Consider the following 18997-nt stretch of genomic DNA (forward strand, 5'->3'; position numbering starts at 1 on the left):
ACTCAGGGCACTTTCGGCATCGGAGAACTGGGGTGCTTCCCCCGGCTCTTCTGCGTAGGAGTCATCTGTACTTTCGTCAAGTTCATCATCACCGGCTTCATTACCCTGGCTAGCTGCGCGCACATGAATGGGCCCAAAAGCTTCATTTTGTACCAGCTCGACCAGAGACTCTTTGACCAACTCCATCACCGCCAGGAAAGTCACCACCACGCCAAGGCGCCCCTCTTCCGCAGTGAACAGACTCACGAACGGCACAAACTGGCCGTGGCGGATCTGATCCAGCACCTGAGTCATGCGCTCGCGGGTAGAGAGCTTTTCGCGTTCCACTTGGTGGCTCTCAAACATATCGGCGCGGCGCAACACATCCGCCAGCGCGACCAATACCTCCTTGAGATCCACCTCTGGGTCGGGCCGGGTAATATTACGGTCCGGTCCTTCGGCACTGGCCTGATGGATATCGCGGCCCATGCGCGGGATTTCATCAAGATCCTCGGCGGCAGTTTTGAAGCGTTCGTATTCCTGCAGGCGGCGAATCAGTGCAGCGCGAGGGTCCTCACCCTCTTCTTCTTCCGCTGCTGGCGGGCGCGGCAACAGCATGCGCGACTTGATCTCGGCGAGCATTGCCGCCATCACCAAGTATTCCGCCGCCAACTCAAAGCGCATCGACGTCATCATCTCCACATAAGCCATATATTGGCGTGTGATGTCCGAGACGTTAATTTCCAAAATATCCAGGTTCTGGCGGCGGATTAAGTAAAGCAGCAGATCCAGTGGGCCTTCGAAGGCTTCCAGGATAACTTCCAGAGCATCTGGTGGAATAAAGAGATCTGGGGGCAGGTCGGTAAATGCCTCCCCCAACACGAGTGCGAGAGGGCCTTCGCCCTCTTCGCTCTCCTCGGAGAGCGGGTTTTCCGTGGGCGAATCAGCAGGGGCGGCAGATTCGGTAGCTGCAACATCGGCGAGTACCCGTTCCTCCACCTCGGCTATTAGTTCTTCACTGGACACCCTGCCCCACCCTCAAAATCGCAAACGGCCGATTATACACCAGTGAGGCGCTAATCAGCCCAGTATTTCATCTGTGGCGCCACAGCCCTGGCGAATTAGCTCGGGCTCATCGCCTGTCAGGTCAATTACCGTAGTCGCTTCCATTCCACAAAAGCCACCATCGATCACCAGCTCCACCTGGTGCTCAAGGGTGTCGCGAATATCATAGGGGTCGGTCAGCGGCTGCGTATCGCCAGGCATAATCAGGCTGCAGCTCATCAACGGCTCACCCACCGCCTCAATCAACTCCAAAGCAATGGGGTTGTCGGGCACGCGAATGCCAATGGTTTTGCGCTTGGGGTGGATTAGACGGCGAGGCACCTCTGCGGTGGCCGGCATAATAAAGGTATAGGAGCCCGGGGTGTGGTTCTTTAGCAGGCGGAACATCTGGTTATCCACCTTGGCGTAAGTGGCTAACTCGGAAAGATCACGACACATCAGGGTAAAGTTGTGATTTTTATCCAGCTGACGCAGAGCGCGAATCCGCTCAACCGCTAGCTTCTCCCCTAATCGACAGCCTATCGCGTAGGCAGAATCAGTGGGATAAACAATCACCCCACCACTAGTCACTATATCTGCGGCCTGACTGATCAGCCGCCCTTGAGGATTGTCCGGATGAATTTGAAAGAACTGCGCCACAAAGCCCCCAAGCTTTAATCAATTGAAACCTCTTGCGGCGGGCTCTGATACCCGCCGGGGATTAGGGTTCGACCAATGCCGACTCCCCCTCTGGTGTGATGTGAAAATTCACACTGTGAGGCAGATACTGCTTCCCCGGGTCGATCCCGGTGCAGAGTGTGCCACAGATTCCACACCGGCTCGACGTCTTCGGGTAAACGCACACAGCCCAGCTCCCTCCAGGGCTGCTCCGGCTGGTGGAAATCACTCCCCAAAGAGCTCAACAATGGAGCTTTGCAGGAATCGCCAACGGCCAACGCCATGAGGGTGCGCAGTTCTCTGGTCTGCGTGGGGTTCTGCCGACCGCAGAGCAGCTCTATAGCATTCCCGCCACTGCGGTAGAACTCTGTCATCAGACGCAGTAATTGGGTTCGAGTGAGACTGTACTTGAGAGGGTGTGCCAACACTGCCGAGCCGCCAGCAGACTGAATGGTTTCTACAGTCTCTTGCAATTGTGGCCACTCCACGCACACATCGCCGATCTTGCCGGCGCCCAGATAGCGCTTGAATGCCCGCGCTGTGTCCTCAACGTGCCCGGCTTGCACCAGCCAACGGGCGAAGTGCGGCCGCCCCAGTACGGAATCACCGGCAATCGCACGCCCCCCCTGCAAAGCGCCCTGAAAACCGCGCTTCTCTAGACGCTCGGCAATCCGCTCGGCGCGCTCTTGGCGCAATCGCTCGCGCAGGGCAATTGCCTGCCGCAAGCACTCGGCTGCCGGGTCAACATTCAATCCAACTACATGGACCGAGCGCCGCCCCCAAAGGCTGGAGAATTCGATCCCCGTCATCACGGTAATGCCTAATTGGTCACCAACCGCCTGTGCCTCAGCTACACCATCCACCGTATCGTGGTCAGTGAGTGCCATCAGTGTCACACCTTGAGATTTCGCCCTCGACACCAGCTCAGCAGGACTTAAAATACCGTCGGAAGCGGTACTGTGGCAGTGAAGGTCTACAAGGTCTGTATTCAGATCTTCTGGCAGGAAACTCAACAGCAGGCTCTCACTCTCTCTAGGGTTAAAAGTCGCAGTATCTATTATTTGGAACAATCATCCGGTGGCGCTGTCCTACTCGCAACCGGTGTTTTCAAGGATAGGGCCCGGACCATAGGTCTCCCTTGGCGGCCACGAGGAACCGGAGTCTGACAGCAGTATTGTCAGTGGGGAAGCGATTTTCTTTGAGAGCCATTGCAATATGACCTCTCAACCAGCTTCCCGCGGGCATTATCACCGGAATTGAGTATGACCGAAACGAATTCGACCACCCCAGTAGCCCAACAGAAGCCCAAGAAGAAAGAGGGCCTTCTCGGCAATCTGCTTCTCAACATCGTTATCCCCACCCTGGTCCTGACCAAACTCTCCGGGGACGACTGGCTTGGCACCAAATGGGCCCTAGTGGTCGCACTGGCTTTCCCCCTCGGCTACGGACTGCGCGACCTCATTCGCTCTGGCAAGGTCAACTTCTTCTCCGCCCTGGGAACTATCAGCATCCTGCTCACCGGTGGCATCAGCCTGCTGGAGTTGGATCCGCAGTATATCGCCATTAAAGAAGCCGCCATTCCAGGCCTGCTGGGTATCGCCACCGTTGCCTCCCTCTACACCCGCTGGCCACTGGTAAAGACGCTTTTGTACAACGACCAGATACTGGATACCGCCAAGATTGCCCAAAGTCTCGCCAACAAAGGCAACCAGGGTGCCTTTGAGCGCACCTTGCAACAGGCATCCTGGATGATCGCCGCCTCTTTTTTCCTCTCCTCAGTACTCAACTACGTACTGGCGAAAGTTATTTTACAGAGCCCTCCGGGTACGGAAGCCTTCAATGAGGAACTGGGTAAAATGACCGCACTCAGCTATCCGGTGATCGCCCTGCCGGCCACCATTATTTTAATGCTGGTTCTCTTTTTCCTCTTTTCCCGTATCGGCAAGCTTACCGGGCTGAAGCTGGAAGAAGTCATGGTTGCCCAATAACAAAATTTCCTGATCAACTAACAAGAGCAAAATTCACAATGTGGTACGCAATCATCAGTGAAGATGTTAGCGATAGTCTCCCTTTGCGTAAAAAAGCGCGTCCAGACCATTTAGCCCGACTCAACCGTCTTAAAGACGAGGGGCGCCTGCTGGTTGCAGGCCCACACCCCGCCGTTGATAGCGAAGAACCCGGTGAGGCTGGCTTTAGCGGCAGCCTAGTGGTTGCCGAATTTCCCTCGCTTGAGGAGGCTCAGGCCTGGGCCGACGGCGACCCCTATGTGGCTGCTGGTGTCTACGCTTCAACTTCTGTCAAGCCATTCAAATTAGTACTGCCCTAATAACAACAAGCACAAGCTGTATCGCAATGAAGAAATTATTGTGCGGCCTGATCGCCGCCACACTGCTCAACGCAGTCCCGGCAACTGCCGCCGCCGAAACTCGCTATATCACCGACCAGCTACATGTGCCCATGCGCGCCGGTAAAGGCAATGGATTTCGTATCCTGCACCGCGGCTTGCCCAGCGGCACCCAGCTCAGTGTTCTCGAAGATGCCCCGCAAGAGGGTTGGACCCGCGTGCGCACCCAGGGTGGCACAGAGGGGTGGGTGAGGCGCCAATACCTGGTCTCCGACCCAGTGGCCAAACTCAAGCTGGAACAAGCGGAAGCGAACCTGGCACGCTTTGAGAAAATGGAAGGCAACCTCGGTGGGGAAGTCCGCCGCCTGGAGGAAGAAAATAGCAAGCTGAGTAGCTCCCTGGAGTCCGCCCAGCAACAGAGCCAGACGCTCGCAGCCGAGCTGAAAACCCTAAAGGCGTTATCAGCAGATGCCCTGGCACTCAATGAGCGCCACCAGAAGCTCCTGCACCAGCACGAACTACTCAAGCAGGAGAAGACCATGGCAGAAGCGGAAATTCAGCGCTTATCCGGCAGTGAAAGCCACAAGTGGTATATGTATGGCGCTCTGTCTGTACTACTGGGCGCCCTCCTTGCAATGATTGCCCCGCACCTACGCCCGCGCAAGCGCCACTCAGAGTGGGCGAACTGATTTCGCCCACTCTCGTCGAAATCGCATACTATTGAGCCCCGGGGGAAGTGATATCCCCCCAGGCCCTACATCCAACTCAAAAGCGGCTGTGTCGAAACACTGCCGTAAAACCTAAAGGACTTAGGATGATGCGTAAACTATTTGCAATGCTACTCTGTGCAACCCTTGCCCTTCCCGCATTGGCCAAAAACCCGCGCGTGGAACTTAAAACCGACTTGGGCATTATTCAGATCGAACTCTTCGCCAAAGAAGCTCCGGTCACCGTACAGAACTTCCTTACTTATACCGATAACGGCTTTTACAATGGGATCATCTTCCACCGGATAGTACCGGGCTTCGTTGTTCAGGGTGGCGGATTTACTTTCGATTTCCAGAGAAAGGAAACCCAAGACCCCATCATCAACGAATCCGCCAACGGCCTGCAAAACCTGCGCGGCACCCTCTCTATGGCAAGAACCAACGACCCAGACAGCGCTACCTCTCAGTTTTTTATCAATCTGGTCGATAACACCAGGCTCGACGCCCAAGAAGACAAGCCCGGCTACGCCGTTTTTGGCCGGGTGATTGCCGGCATGGATATTGTGGAAAAGATGGTAGAGCAGCCAAGGGGCCTCTATCGACAGCACCCAAGTGCCCCCAACACGCCCATCCGCATCCTTGAGGCCAAACGTATAGACACCGGTGACAACGCCGTCGCCACCAACAGCAAGGGAGAATAAGCTGTGATCGCTCTCAGTGTTAATCTCAACAAGATCGCCCTGATCCGCAATTCCCGCGAGGGTAACTTCCCCGATGTCACTGCCCACGGTCGGATATGCCTAGACGCTGGTGCGCAGGGTATCACCGTACACCCACGCCCAGATCAGCGCCATATCCGCCCCAATGACGTACGCGAATTGGCTGCACTGTGCCGCGATCGCCAGGGTATTGAGTTCAATATTGAGGGCAATCCCTTTGCCCTGCACCAGGGGGACTATCCCGGCCTGATGCCGTTAGTACTGGAAACCCAACCAGACCAGTGCACCCTGGTCCCCGACAGCAACGACCAGCTAACCTCCGATCACGGCTTCAACCTCAAACTCGATGGCCCGCGCCTGGTCCCCCTGATCGCCAGACTCAAGGACGCCGGTGTCCGAGTTAGCTTGTTTATGGATCCGGATCTAGAGCAGATCAGCCTGGCCAAGGATGTGGGTGCTGATCGCATTGAGCTGTATACAGGCCCCTATGCAGAAGCAGCCGCAAAACAGAGTGCGGAACTGGAAGATATCTTCAGCGCTCACTGCGCCGCCGCCGAGCATGCTCGCCAATTGGGGCTGGGGGTAAATGCGGGCCACGACCTGAACCTGGTCAACCTGCCCCGCTACCGCACCCTGCCAGGATTACAGGAAGTCTCAATCGGCCACGCCCTCACCGTAGACGCCATCGGTATGGGGCTGGAGAATGCTGTTAAAGCTTACCTGGACTGCCTCGCCGGCAACTAATGAAGACACTCAACATTATTGGTGCCGGGCGCCTGGGGAAAACTCTCGGGCGCTTGTGGCAACAGACCGGTTTTTTTCAAGTTCAATCGATTTTTAACCGCAGTCTGGAAAGCGCACAGGCTGCCGCCGAGTTTATCGGCGCCGGGCACGCAGTAGCCGCGCTGGAATTGATGAAGCCCGCAGACTTCTGGCTAATCGCTTGCAGCGATAGCGAGATTGCCGCAACAGTTGAACGCCTCGCCAACCACCTTGGCGAACGCGAAAACATAGCAGCCTTCCACTGCAGTGGCGCCCTGAGCTCACAAGTGCTCGAAGTGCTGCGCCCTGCCGCTATCGCCAGCGCCCACCCGGTGCACAGCTTTGCCGACCCGCTGCGCTCCCTCGACAGTTTCGCCGGCTGTAGCGTCGCCCTAGAGGGCGAAAGCTCTGCAACAAAGGCTTTAGCAGAAGCTTTCACTACCATAGGCTGTGAAATACTCAACATCGAAGCCCAGCACAAGTCTCTATACCATGCCGGTTCGGTGATCGCGTGCAACTATCTCACCGTACTCATAGATCTCAGCCTGAGCAGTTTCGCTGCGGCGGGTATCGACCGCGATAGTGCCCTCAAGTTACTGGAGCCAATTGTTCTGCAGACCGCACAGAATAATATGGCTCTTGGACCGGAGAATTCTCTCACCGGCCCGATCGCCCGGGGCGACCTGGAAACAGTAGCCAACCAGCTGAAAGACTTAACCTCCACAGCCCCGGAACTCGCGCACCACTATCGCCAACTGGGCCTCGCCTGTGTAGAGTTGGCGCGGCGGGGCCAGCTATCCGATGAGAGCGCGGCCAAATTGATCGAACTACTGAGCGAGCCAATGCGGTGAAAGACTCCTCTGAATACCTAAAAAAAAGGGCCTTTTTCGACAGCCTACTAACTATTTATGGGCGCAAGCCCGTGCTCGAAGCACTGGAAGACCCAGAACTTCCGGTACACAAGCTGCACCTGGCTAGCAGCAACCGACGCGACCAGCTGATCAGTCGAATGGAGTCTCTGGCCGAGGAGCGCCAGATAGAAATCTCCTACTTGGATCGGAAAGAACTCTCCCGCATCTCGAAAAATTCTCGCCAGGACCAGGGTGTAGCGCTGGATCTGGCCCTACCCAACTACGGCAACTACAAAGCCTTCCTGCCCAAGAATGAGGCTAAGACCTACGAACTTTTAGCGCTGGACGGTATTACCAATCCACAAAATCTCGGCATGATTATCCGATCAGCCTGTGCCGGCGGTGTGGATGGTATTCTCCTGCCGAGAAAGGGCTGCGCACAGATTGACCCACTGGTGATCAAAGCCAGCACCGGCACTCTGTTTAAAACCCAGATACTACGGTGCGACACCCTGACCGATGCACTAAGCGATTTTCGCGATTCCGGCGCACGTATCTGTGGCCTGTCCTCCCATGCCTCAATGACCCTTGCAGAGGTTCCCGGTAACAAACCAACTATTTTTGTTCTGGGTAATGAAACCCGCGGGGTTAGCGATGCGGTCACCAAGCAGTGTAACGAGCTAGTGCGTATCCCCATGCAAAATGGTGTGGAGAGCCTCAACGTAGCAGTTACTGCGGCACTGATCAGCTTCCGGCGCCAACTTTAATCCGCCCAGGGCATCTCTGTGCAAAAGGTGCCCCTTCTTTCTCTTTCAACCCCCTAATTACCAACTACACCCCTCTCGAAGAGTGGCTACCCACAGATTCTGTGGATATCTCTGAGGATAACTATTCTTTCCCTGTCGCAAAGGCCCATGGTTGCGCCAATGTGACAATCTGAAGAAAAAATGACCAGCTTTTGAAACGCCCAAAAAATCAACGAGTTACAGTGAATTACAAGATAAAAGCAAGAGACGTGCGCACCAGTTAAGCGCCATTTGAAGCAAAGGGCTCAGCTGTGGAAAGTGGCACGCTTGGCGGGGAAAATAGAGAAATGGGGCGCCAAGCGCCCCATTAAAGAAGTGAGATTAAGCGCTTACTCCCACTCGATGGTAGCCGGTGGCTTGCTCGATACATCGTAAGCCACGCGGGAGATATGCTCTATCTCATTAATAATGCGGTTGGAGACTTTCTCAATCAACTCGTAGGGCAAATGCGCCCAACGCGCCGTCATAAAGTCCACGGTTTCCACGGCTCGAAGCGCCACTACATATTCATAGCGGCGGCCATCGCCCACCACACCAACCGATTTCACCGGCAGGAATACCACAAATGCCTGACTGGTTTTGTGGTACCAATCAGCCTTGTGCAACTCCTCGATAAAGATGGCGTCTGCCTCGCGTAAGATATCGGCGTACTCTCTCTTTACCTCGCCGAGAATGCGAACGCCCAGGCCCGGTCCCGGGAAGGGGTGGCGGTAAACCATATCGTAAGGCAGGCCCAACTCCAGGCCGATTTTGCGCACTTCATCTTTAAACAGCTCACGCAGTGGTTCCACCAGTTCAAACTGCATATCTTCCGGTAAGCCGCCCACGTTGTGGTGAGACTTGATTACATGGGCTTTGCCCGTTTTGGCGGCGGCAGATTCGATCACATCTGGATAAATAGTACCCTGAGCCAGGAACCTCACATCCTGCAATTTGGACGCTTCTCGATCGAAAATCTCGATAAAGGTATTGCCGATAATTTTGCGCTTGGCTTCAGGCTCATCCACACCTGCCAGACGTGAGAGGAAATCCTCTTGCGCATCGGCGCGAACAACCCGCACGCCCATATTATCGGCAAACATTTGCATCACCTGATCGCCCTCATTTTTGCGCAACAAGCCGTTGTCCACAAAAACACAGGTCAGCTGATCGCCAATAGCCTTGTGCAGCAGTGCCGCCACCACAGAGCTGTCGACACCCCCGGAGAGACCCAGCAATACCTTGCCATCACCCACCTGTTCGCGCACTTTGGCAATGGAGTCCTCGATAATATTGGCCGGGGTCCAGAGCTTTTCACAACCGCAGATATCAATGACAAAGTGTTCATAGATGCGCATACCCTGCAGGGTATGTGTCACTTCCGGGTGGAACTGTACCCCAAAGAAGTTCTTGTCGGCGGAGTACATACCAGCAATGGGGCAGGAATCGGTGGAGGCCATCAGCGCAAAGCCTTCCGGCATTTGCACGACTTTGTCGCCGTGGCTCATCCATACATCCAGCAGCGCCTCACCTTCATCGTTGAGGTGATCTTTGATATCGCGCAGCAGATTGGAAGTGCCCTCTACTTTTACCTGGGCGTAGCCAAACTCGCGGACGTTACTTCCCTGTACGGCACCACCTAGCTGGTGTGCCATGGTCTGCATGCCATAGCAAATCCCCAGAACAGGCACGCCCAAGCTGTAAACCACTTCTGGCGCGCGGGGAGAGCCCTCTTCCGGTACAGATTCGGGCCCACCGGCCAGGATAATACCTTTCGGGTTATATTCGCGGATCTCTTCTTCGCTCATGTCGAAGGCGCGAATTTCGGAAAAAACACCCAGCTCGCGCACACGGCGGGCGATCAATTGGGTGTACTGGGACCCAAAGTCGAGGATCAGAATTCGACTGGAGTGGATATCTTGGCTCATGATTGACTCATTAACAGAATAAATAACGGCAAACGGACCTGAAAGGTCCGTTTGCGGCTTGGTACTGAAAGTTGTTCACCGAGAGGCTTAGCGTCCGCCCACCGGGTAGTTGGGCGCCTCTTTGGTAATCTGCACATCGTGTACATGGGACTCACCCATGCCGGCGGCAGTTACCCGCACAAATTCTGGACGGGTGCGCATAGTTTCAATATCCACACTACCGGTATACCCCATAGCAGAGCGCAGGCCACCGAGCATCTGGTGCACAATGGCAGACAGAGGGCCTTTATAAGGGACGCGCCCTTCAATACCTTCCGGGACCAGTTTTTCAGCGCCCTTGCTGGCATCCTGGAAGTAGCGATCGGAGGAGCCCTGAGTGCGCGCCATGGCACCGAGGGAGCCCATACCGCGATAGGACTTGTAAGTACGCCCCTGGTATAGCTCCACCTCACCCGGCGCCTCTTCGGTACCGGCAAACATAGAGCCCATCATTACGGAAGATGCACCCGCAACAATTGCCTTGGAAATATCACCGGAGTAGCGGATACCACCATCGGCGATCATAGGTACCCCTGTTCCTTTAAGCGCAGTGGAAACCTCAGCAATTGCCGTTACCTGGGGCACACCGATACCCGTCACGATTCGGGTGGTGCAAATAGAGCCGGGGCCAATACCTACCTTCACCGCATCCGCACCAGCTTCAACCAATGCGCGCGCGGCGTCGCCAGTGGCAATATTGCCGCCAATTACATCCACTTGAGGATGCATTTCCTTAATGCGACGCACGCGATCAATTACGTTGCGGGAATGGCCGTGGGCAGTATCCACAACCAACACATCCACACCGGCCTCTACCAGAGCCGCTACGCGGTCATCGGTGTCAGGACTAGTGCCCACTGATGCGCCAACACGCAGGCGGCCATCGGAATCTTTACAGGAGTTCGGGTACTGCTCTGCCTTATTAAAGTCTTTAACGGTTATCAGGCCGCGCAACTCAAAATCATCGTTCACAACGAGTACTTTCTCGATGCGGTGCTTGTGCAGCAATTCGCGCACATGATCAGAAGAGGCATCTTCGTGTGCAGTTACCAGGCGCTCCTTTGGCGTCATGACACTGGCAACACTCACATCCAGATCGGTAAGGAAGCGAACATCGCGGCTGGTAACAATACCCACCAGATCTCCTTTATCCATTACCGGAACACCGGAAATATTGTGATGGGTTGTCAGGGCGATCAATTCACGCACGGTGGCATCCGACTCGATCGTAATCGGGTCTTTTACCACACCGGCTTCAAATTTCTTCACCGCACGCACCGCAAGAGCCTGCTCTTCAATGGACATGCTCTTGTGGATAATGCCGATACCACCTTCCTGCGCCAGGGCAATTGCCAGGCGCGCTTCCGTTACTGTATCCATAGCAGCGGAGACAATGGGAATATTCAGGGTGATATTGCGGGACAGCTGGGTTTTAAGGCTGACATCCTTGGCGGTCACCTCGGAATAACCGGGCACAAGTAGGACGTCGTCGAAAGTGAGGGCTTCGCGCGCGATGCGCAGATTGGATTCAGACATTGTTGACACTCAAACCTCGAATAGGCGGGATTGGGTATCGGCGCGATTATACCTCTCAGGAATAAAAGCGCAAATGGCATTTCATAGAAAATCGGATTTAACGAGTAAAGCACTTTACCTATAAAGGGGATACTGCAATATTGCTCCGCCAGTTTTCACTTGAGAGGCACAGATGCAATCCAGCCCAGCAACTCCCAACAGCAAACGCAGTGTCCTGTCGGTAAGCGATTTGAACCGGGAGGTGAAACAGCTGCTGGAGGGCAGCATTCCACTACTGTGGATCAGCGGGGAAATCTCCAATTTTACTGTGCCCAGCTCCGGCCACTGGTATTTTAGTTTGAAAGATGCCCGCGCTCAGGTGCGCTGTGCCATGTTTCGCGGGCGCAACCGCAGTGTGGCTTTTCACCCACAAAACGGCCGAGAAGTGCTGATCCGCGCACGGGTTAGCCTCTATGAGGGCCGCGGTGAATTCCAGTTGATCGTGGAACATATGGAGGAAGCCGGCTTCGGTGCCCTGATGCGCCAACTGGAACAACTCAAAGCCAAATTACAGGCCGAAGGGCTATTCGACAGCGCCCGAAAACGCGCGCTGCCCTATTTGCCCACCAATATTGGCATTATCACTTCCCCGACTGGTGCCGCGATTCGCGATATGATCCATGTATTGGGTCGACGCCACCCTGGAGCGCGAATTGAACTCTGGCCAGTGGCTGTACAAGGCCAGGGAGCGGCGCAACAAATCGCCGGCGCTATTGAAAAAGCTGGCCGCAGCGGTCGCCACGACCTACTTATCGTGGGGCGTGGCGGCGGCTCTTTGGAGGATCTCTGGCCTTTCAATGAGGAGGTTGTTGCGCGAGCCTTGGCCACCTGCCCCATTCCCACAATTTCTGCGGTAGGCCACGAAACAGACACGACCGTTTCCGATCTGGCTGCCGATCTACGCGCACCCACCCCCTCAGCAGCAGCGGAAATTGCCAGTGCAAATGCCGCTGAGTTATATCAACAGCTGGAAAATAGCAGGCTTCGATTATATAGGGCCATACAGCAGCAGGTTCGCCACTTACAGCAGAAAATTATGTTGAGCCGTAATCGTTTACGCCACCCGCGCGAACAACTGCAAAACCGCTCGCAACGCCTGGACCACCTGGAGATGCGCCTATTGGCCGCAGGCCAGCAGCAAATTCAGCAGCGCCGCAACCAATTGGCAGCAGCTCAGCGGGCCTTTACCCACTACCAACCCCAGAGGCAATTACAGAAAAAAGGAGAACAGCTGAAATTTGTGCAAAGCACTTTGCAACGCGCGGCTGAGCGCCTTTTGCAGCAAAAAGCGGACAGGCTCAACCACCAAGCACAGTTACTTCACAATGTGAGCCCACTGGCTGTTTTACAGCGCGGCTATGCTATTGCCAAGGATTCCCAAGGTAAACCTCTAAAAGACAGCCACACGCTCGAAATAAACCAGGAAATTGAAGTTCAATTGGCCCGGGGTCACTTTTCCGCCAAGGTAGAGAACATCAGTCACTAAAACCAGAAAATGGGCTGAAGAGGCACGACACTATAATCCACACATAGAGAGCTTTTGGAGCTATCTATGAGGTGCCGTTATAAAGCTATCAGCCCCTATTGCTGGATTTTTTTATACTTTTTTATACTAATTCTCGCACTTGCCGGATGCTCCCCAAAAGTACCCGAAGATTCAGAGAAGTCAGGTACTTTACAACCTACGGCCTCTTCAGAAAGTAGCCCTCAGGCTAATACCCCAACCAAGGAGAAAAAAAGTCCTACTGTTATTCCTGCAAAAGAACAACAGGTCAATTACATTGAAACCGGAGACCTCAAGGAAATAAAAAAACACGGCACCATCCGCTTCGTGAACTTGACCGGAGCAGCGGAAAACCTATTACCTAGAGACGGAGTAGTCAGCCTACGTCACTTCGAGCTGGGAAATAAACTCGCCGACCAATTAAAGCTGGAGGCCAAGTGGATTAAGGCCCCAACCCCCGACAAAGCAGTAGAAATGCTAATTGCAGGTGAAGCTGATGTCATTGCCTATAACCTAACAGTGACCGATGCGCGCAAGAAAATCATTGATTTCAGCGTCCCCATGCGTCAATCCCGCCTGCAGCTAGTTACAGGCCCTTCCGGACCAGATATTAGCGACCCGAGCAAACTTAACGATGTTGAATTAATTGTTCCGCAGGGCTCTGCCAATATAGAAGCTGCGCAGCAATTAATTGCCAAATATCCTGATGCAAAACTTTCTGTGCGTGAATTTGTTATTCACGGTAATCGCGATGGTTTGATTGATGTGCTCAATATGAAAAATAATCGGGTCGCGATTCTCGAAAACTTTTCTGCGGAGGATTTACGCAACTACAGAGACGACTTACGCCTAGGGGCTTATGTTAGCGAGATGCAGAATATCGCCTGGGGAATGCGCAAAGACACTAAGCGACTCAACTCCACCGTGGATAACTTTATTACTCGAAATCTGGTGAAGGCCCAGGAAGAGCGCATCACCGACTGGAAGGGCATTAAAAAATCTGGCGTTATTCGCTTGCTTACTTATAACGGCCCCACGACCTACTTTATTTGGAAAGGTCTGTTAATGGGGTTTGACTATGAGTTGGCAAAAGCCTTCGCAGACAAACACAAACTGCAGTTACAAATTATTGTGGTGCCGTATGAAGAGAGCTTAGCGGACTGGCTCAGGGCCGGACGCGGGGATTTTGCCGGATCGGAACTCAATATCACCCCATCCTATGAGCCACAAGGGATGGTATTCACCAAGCCCTATGTAGAGTCGGCAGAGCAAATCATAAGTAGCAAAAATAAACCCCCAATCGAAAAAATTCAGGACCTGAGCGGCCGAAAACTCACTCTACGTGCCTACTCTTCTTTTATTGACACAGCTAAAACTCTGCGAGACGCAGGTATTGACGTAGAAGTTCAGGTTGCACCGCCGGATATGTCCCAATCACAAATTTTCTCTTTGATCTCGGACGGTCTAATCGATGCCACCATTTCAAATTCTGGGCGCGCAAAAATTGAGGCTTCAGTACAGCCCAATTTGGTACTAGGTACGTTACTCGGAGACCCCCAGCCCCAAGGCTGGCTGGTTCTACGCCAGAACTGGCATCTACTGAAGAACCTCAATAAATTTATCGAGGGCTATAGAAAAACTGCGAAGTATAAAAAACAGTATGCGGCCTACTTTGAGCCCAACAAACGCTTTATGCAGAGGGTTAGCACCCGAATAATACCAGGGGAAAACCTCTCCCCTTATGATGACCTGGTAAAAGAATCGGCTTATAAATATGATTTTGACTGGCGCATGATCGTTGCACAAATGTGGCAGGAAAGTAATTTCAATCCGAAAGCGGTTTCACCGGTTGGTGCGCAAGGTTTGATGCAGGTAATGCCGGCAACCGCAGAGGAAATGGGCTTTCCACCCCCGCTGTTTGAACCTGAGCGCGCCATTAAAGCCGGTGTAAAATATATGGACTGGGTCAGAGACCGGTTTAACCCCTCCCTGCCCACGGTAAACAAGCTCTGGTTCACTCTAGCCTCATACAACGCTGGTTATGGCCACCTTCTCGATGCACAGCGCCTCGCCAAACAGTTGGGCCTAGACCCCAACGTCTGGTTCGACAATGTAGAAGTAGCGATGTTAAAGCTGGCCCAGCCCCAGTATTTTAAGCGTGCGCGTTATGGCTATGTACGGGGATCGGAGCCCGTGCAATATGTGCGTAACATCAGCAATCTCTACAAGGCCTATGTAGAAATGATGAGCGACGATGCCAGTGTAGCTGTGCCCCTACAGAAAGCACCGGGTATCAGCTATTGCTCACCACTCCACACCCCAGAGGGGGTTATCCAGCAGATACCCAATTACTCCGCTCCATAAGCTGATAACGTAGATTCTCCAAAGATCACAAGGTGAGCACAATTTTCCCAACGATCTTGCCAGACTCAAGAAGCCGATGTGCTTCGGCAACCTCCTCCAAAGGGAAGCGCGCAGCAATCTGAGGGTGAATTTTACCAGTTTCTATTAATGGCCAAACTTGTGATTCCAAAGAGTGTGCAATACTGGCCTTAACCTGTGTGGATCTTGGCCTTAAGGTTGAGCCGGTAAGGGAAAGCCGCTTCAACATCACCGGTAACATATTCACTTCGACTCTGGCTCCCTGCAGATAGGCGATATTCACGATACGGCCATCATTCGCAGCCACTTGAATATTACGATCAATGTAGCTGCCACCCACCATATCCAGAATCACATCCGCTCCATGTCCTGAAGTAGCTTCTTTTACTGCCTGCACAAAATCTTCTTCCCGGTAATTTATTGCTTGCTCGGCGCCGAGTTGCACACAAGCCACACATTTTTCTGCGGAACCGGCTGTGGCGAAAACCCTGGCCCCCAGCTGGTGTGCCAACTGAATAGCGGTGGTGCCAATACCCGAGCTACCACCATGTACCAAGAAGATCTCTCCACTTTGCAAACGAGCCCGATCAAATACATTGGCCCAAACCGTAAAGAAAGTCTCCGGTAATGTCGCAGCCTCCACCATAGATAAAGAACCGGGTATTGGTAGGCACTGCCCTTCTGGAACCGCCACAAAATCCGCATATCCGCCCCCATTAGTTAGGGCACAGATCTTATCGCCAACTTGCCAGCGTTCAACGCCTTCACCCACTGCGGCCACCAGACCGGAAACTTCAAGCCCAAGAATAGGAGAGGCACCTGGAGGCGGTGGGTAATGACCATTGCGCTGAACAATATCGGGACGATTGACACCAGCGGCAGCTACCTCAACCAACACTTCACCTGGGGCGACCTCCGGTCTGGGCAGGTCCGCCAACTGCATGACCTCGGGGCCTCCATATTCCGGTAGATCAATAGCACGCATTATTCGCTCCTTTATCCTTTAAATTCTTCACAACCCGATTCAGTGATGGCGACAAACCCTGAAACCATCAGAGAGATATTGAGCACTACTGTACCGCTAATAGGAGGGAATTACAGGAGGGTAAAAGCAATGTGGCCGGGAACACTTGCACAAATCACCGAAAGATCCTGTAAGCAAGTGGCCCGGCCAAGAAATGCATTAACTGAGAGCCAATATCTCAATTAATTCAAATGGTAAGTCCCGCAATTAGAGCTCGTATAGGAACTCCACTCCCATTACACGCCCTTTATTCAGTGGTGTGAAACTGGCACCCACTCCACCCATTTTGTAAGGCAACTGGGTATTGTTACCCTCCGCCATTTCATCCAGCATATTTTTGCCGAATAATGAAACGGTGTAGCTACCATTGTCCGGGGTATAGCCGATGCTGAAATCCAGCATATCCACTTCTGACAACATACCGCGGTTATCATCGGTGTAAGGGGCTTCGTCTCGATGATTAAAATTCATACGAGAAGTCAGGGTGCCGTAGGCGCCTAACTGCAAGTCGTGGATAAAGCCCACACCGTAGGTCCAGGGGGCCAGACGGGGAATCTCTAGACCGAGATCGGTACTATCTACAAGGCCATCGCCATTCAGATCACCCAGCACCTTATCGTAGTCACCGTCAACATAGCCAACATTAAAGGTAAACAGCAGATTTTCACTAAGGGCCGCCATAGCCTCCAACTCGGCCCCGCGGATGGTTGCATCGGCGGTATTGCGAATTATCTGCGCAACACCACTGAATGGATCAGGAAGATTTTCCTCGCGCTGCATGTCATCAATAGTGTTGTGGAAAACCGCCATATTGGTGCGTAGACGCCCATCCAGCCAATCCACTTTTGCGCCAATCTCGAAGCTGCTCTGCTCCTCTTGATCGGTAGCCTGTGGAGGGTAGGGTTTTCCAGTTAAAGGATTAATACCAGCATTGCGGAAGTTATACCCACCACTACGGAAGCCCTTGGTCCAGAAGGTATACAACTGGGTATCATCAGAGACACTCCACTGAAGACCTATTTTGGGTGTAAAGGCATTCCAACTCTCGCTATCTATACCGTCCTCGTCATAAGATGAGCAACCACTGAGGGTGCAGGTATTTAGAGGAATAGAGGCTATCTTGGCATCTTTCTTCTCACTGGAATAGCGTCCCCCCAGGGTCAAAACCCAAGCCTCATTTAGGTCGATATCCGCCTGGGCAAATACGCCATAAGTACTGTGGTCCTGCTTACCGCCCCCAGTCCAATCGAATAAGCCCTGAAACAGAAGTCGATTTTCCAAATAGGTGACGTCTTGGCTAAACCAGTAAACACCGGTGGTCAATGCGGTGCGACCAAAACGGCCGGAGTAACGCAGCTCATTACTGAGCTGGCTCTGGTCCACACTGGAATCAGCATGGAACAGCGTGACCGGTAGAGAGTCGATATCACCCAGCCCGTGAGCCTCATACTCACGCCAGGCGAGAATATTGGTAATGGTGCCATCACCAAAAGCGACATCCTTATTGAACTCGGTAATGATCTGGCTCCATTCATCTTTCTGGTAACCTTCCTCATTTTGGGCCACCTCAAAAGAGTCCTTGCCATTATCCCAGTCATCAATGCCTAATGAGGCGGCTATCTGAGTCGGACTCCCCCAAGGGACAACCCCATCGTCGGTTATTTCGAAATAGGGCTCAGAACCGCGGTTCTGCGCCACCACACCATCTGAATCCATACGGCCGTGCTCCATACGCACCAATAGCTCCGCTGTGTCGTTCAGCTGGATACTAAAACTCGGCCGAATAAACCAGCTGTCGGAAGCGCCGGCATTGTCGTTGTTAGTGGCAACGTTTTCGAACCATCCGCGGTCGTCGTTGTAATAAACCGTTAAACGGCCGTTGACCGTATCGGAAATGGCGCCGTTAATGGAACCGGCTGCGACTGTATCGAGATTGTCGGTGGTGGATATTTTAAAGCGTGTAGAAAATTCATCTGTGGGGCGGGCAGTCTTTATGACCACTGCACCACCAGTTACATTGCGGCCAAACAGCAGGCCCTGTGGACCCCGCAAGACCTCAACACCTTCCAGGTCGAACAGGTCGGTCACCACACCGGCGTTCACACCCAGATACATACCGTCCACAAACACACCGACGGTAGGATCAATAGAGGGAATAGAACTATTGATACCCAGGCCGCGTACCGTGAAGTTTGCGGTATTTTTTACCGTGCCCACATCTTCCAATTGAACATTGGGCATTTTGAAGGAAAGGCTTTGCAGATCCTTGGTGTGCAGTGCCTCTAACTGATCGCCAGAATAGGCGGTGGCCGCTACGGGAACCTCCTGCAGGATTTCTGCATCGGCGCGTTTGCGGGCGGTGACTTGCACTTCCTCCATTAGAGTACCTACCGAACCCTCAGCGGCAAAGCTGGGGGTCGCACCACTGGCCAACCAAAGAGTCGCTACAGAACAGGCGGAAAGCAGAGCGGAGTGCTGCTTAAGTTTTGACGGACTTCCCATGTTTTCTCTCCATTGTTTTATTGTTTTTATCTACAACAACGGACTTATCGCAATCGGTACTGCCTTATCCCGCCGCTCTACTCTCTCTGTGGAGATTCCGACTTTGCGGGATTCCGATCCAAGACCGCGCTGATAAAGAGGCACAGAATTCGCATGTTTTCTGTGACTCAAACA

General features: G+C 53.4%; 15 protein-coding genes and 1 pseudogene. 9 read left to right on the forward strand and 7 right to left on the reverse strand.

Features of this window, described 5'->3' with window-relative positions:
* Positions 1-105: 105 nt before the first annotated feature.
* The 3 genes and pseudogenes from ACJJIO_RS03700 to ACJJIO_RS03710 form a co-directional block, all read right to left on the reverse strand.
* A pseudogene (locus ACJJIO_RS03700) lies at positions 106-1005 on the reverse strand (segregation and condensation protein A); the annotation flags it as partial.
* Positions 1006-1059: 54 nt separating this feature from the next.
* On the reverse strand, positions 1060-1683 hold the full coding sequence (locus ACJJIO_RS03705) for an L-threonylcarbamoyladenylate synthase (RefSeq protein WP_252082697.1): 624 nt from the start codon (positions 1681-1683) through the stop codon (positions 1060-1062).
* 14 nt (positions 1684-1697) lie between these two features.
* Positions 1698-2771 (reverse strand): PHP domain-containing protein, encoded by a 1074-nt coding sequence (locus ACJJIO_RS03710; protein WP_444910183.1) that lies wholly within the window; start codon positions 2769-2771, stop codon positions 1698-1700.
* Positions 2772-2963: 192 nt separating this feature from the next.
* Between ACJJIO_RS03710 and ACJJIO_RS03715 the strand changes: the two genes are divergently transcribed.
* The 7 genes from ACJJIO_RS03715 (at position 2964) to rlmB (ending at position 7851) form a co-directional block, all read left to right on the forward strand.
* Positions 2964-3689, forward strand: coding sequence for a VC0807 family protein (locus ACJJIO_RS03715; RefSeq protein WP_252082700.1), 726 nt, complete (start codon positions 2964-2966; stop codon positions 3687-3689).
* A 38-nt stretch (positions 3690-3727) separates the two neighbouring features.
* Positions 3728-4027, forward strand: a complete 300-nt coding sequence (locus ACJJIO_RS03720; RefSeq protein WP_444886839.1) for a YciI family protein — start codon at positions 3728-3730, stop codon at positions 4025-4027.
* A 26-nt stretch (positions 4028-4053) separates the two neighbouring features.
* Positions 4054-4734 (forward strand): TIGR04211 family SH3 domain-containing protein, encoded by a 681-nt coding sequence (locus ACJJIO_RS03725; protein ID WP_252082703.1) that lies wholly within the window; start codon positions 4054-4056, stop codon positions 4732-4734.
* A gap of 125 nt (positions 4735-4859) precedes the next feature.
* Entirely contained in the window at positions 4860-5453 is a 594-nt protein-coding gene (locus tag ACJJIO_RS03730; RefSeq protein ID WP_444910184.1) for a peptidylprolyl isomerase, read from the forward strand.
* A gap of 3 nt (positions 5454-5456) precedes the next feature.
* Positions 5457-6215, forward strand: coding sequence for a pyridoxine 5'-phosphate synthase (locus tag ACJJIO_RS03735; protein ID WP_444884162.1), 759 nt, complete (start codon positions 5457-5459; stop codon positions 6213-6215).
* Positions 6215-7084: a Rossmann-like and DUF2520 domain-containing protein gene (locus ACJJIO_RS03740; RefSeq protein ID WP_444902817.1), complete on the forward strand. Its 870-nt coding sequence runs from the start codon at positions 6215-6217 to the stop codon at positions 7082-7084. Before ACJJIO_RS03735 ends, ACJJIO_RS03740 begins: the two co-directional genes overlap by 1 nt.
* A complete protein-coding gene (rlmB, locus tag ACJJIO_RS03745; protein WP_444902818.1) occupies positions 7081-7851 on the forward strand; it encodes a 23S rRNA (guanosine(2251)-2'-O)-methyltransferase RlmB in 771 nt (256 codons plus the stop codon). The genes ACJJIO_RS03740 and rlmB overlap by 4 nt, the downstream gene beginning before the upstream one ends.
* Positions 7852-8219: 368 nt before the next feature.
* Here rlmB and guaA read toward each other — a convergent pair whose 3' ends face one another.
* Together guaA and guaB are read right to left on the reverse strand one after the other, a co-directional pair.
* Positions 8220-9797 (reverse strand): glutamine-hydrolyzing GMP synthase, encoded by a 1578-nt coding sequence (gene guaA / locus ACJJIO_RS03750; RefSeq protein WP_444910185.1) that lies wholly within the window; start codon positions 9795-9797, stop codon positions 8220-8222.
* An 87-nt stretch (positions 9798-9884) separates the two neighbouring features.
* Entirely contained in the window at positions 9885-11372 is a 1488-nt protein-coding gene (guaB, locus tag ACJJIO_RS03755) for an IMP dehydrogenase (RefSeq protein ID WP_444886843.1), read from the reverse strand.
* A gap of 172 nt (positions 11373-11544) precedes the next feature.
* Between guaB and xseA the strand changes: the two genes are divergently transcribed.
* Both xseA and ACJJIO_RS03765 read left to right on the forward strand, forming a co-directional pair.
* Positions 11545-12897, forward strand: a complete 1353-nt coding sequence (xseA, locus tag ACJJIO_RS03760) for an exodeoxyribonuclease VII large subunit (RefSeq protein WP_444910186.1) — start codon at positions 11545-11547, stop codon at positions 12895-12897.
* Between the two features lie 66 nt (positions 12898-12963).
* Positions 12964-15279 (forward strand): transporter substrate-binding domain-containing protein, encoded by a 2316-nt coding sequence (locus ACJJIO_RS03765; RefSeq protein WP_444884156.1) that lies wholly within the window; start codon positions 12964-12966, stop codon positions 15277-15279.
* Between the two features lie 25 nt (positions 15280-15304).
* Here ACJJIO_RS03765 and ACJJIO_RS03770 read toward each other — a convergent pair whose 3' ends face one another.
* The gene (locus tag ACJJIO_RS03770; protein ID WP_444910187.1) at positions 15305-16282 is read right to left on the reverse strand and encodes an NAD(P)H-quinone oxidoreductase; all 978 of its coding nucleotides are present in this window, start codon (positions 16280-16282) and stop codon (positions 15305-15307) included.
* 246 nt (positions 16283-16528) lie between these two features.
* Positions 16529-18823 (reverse strand): TonB-dependent receptor, encoded by a 2295-nt coding sequence (locus tag ACJJIO_RS03775; protein WP_444910188.1) that lies wholly within the window; start codon positions 18821-18823, stop codon positions 16529-16531.
* Positions 18824-18997: the final 174 nt, after the last annotated feature.

This window comes from Microbulbifer mixtoriginis (SeqCode) (assembly GCF_052467235.1).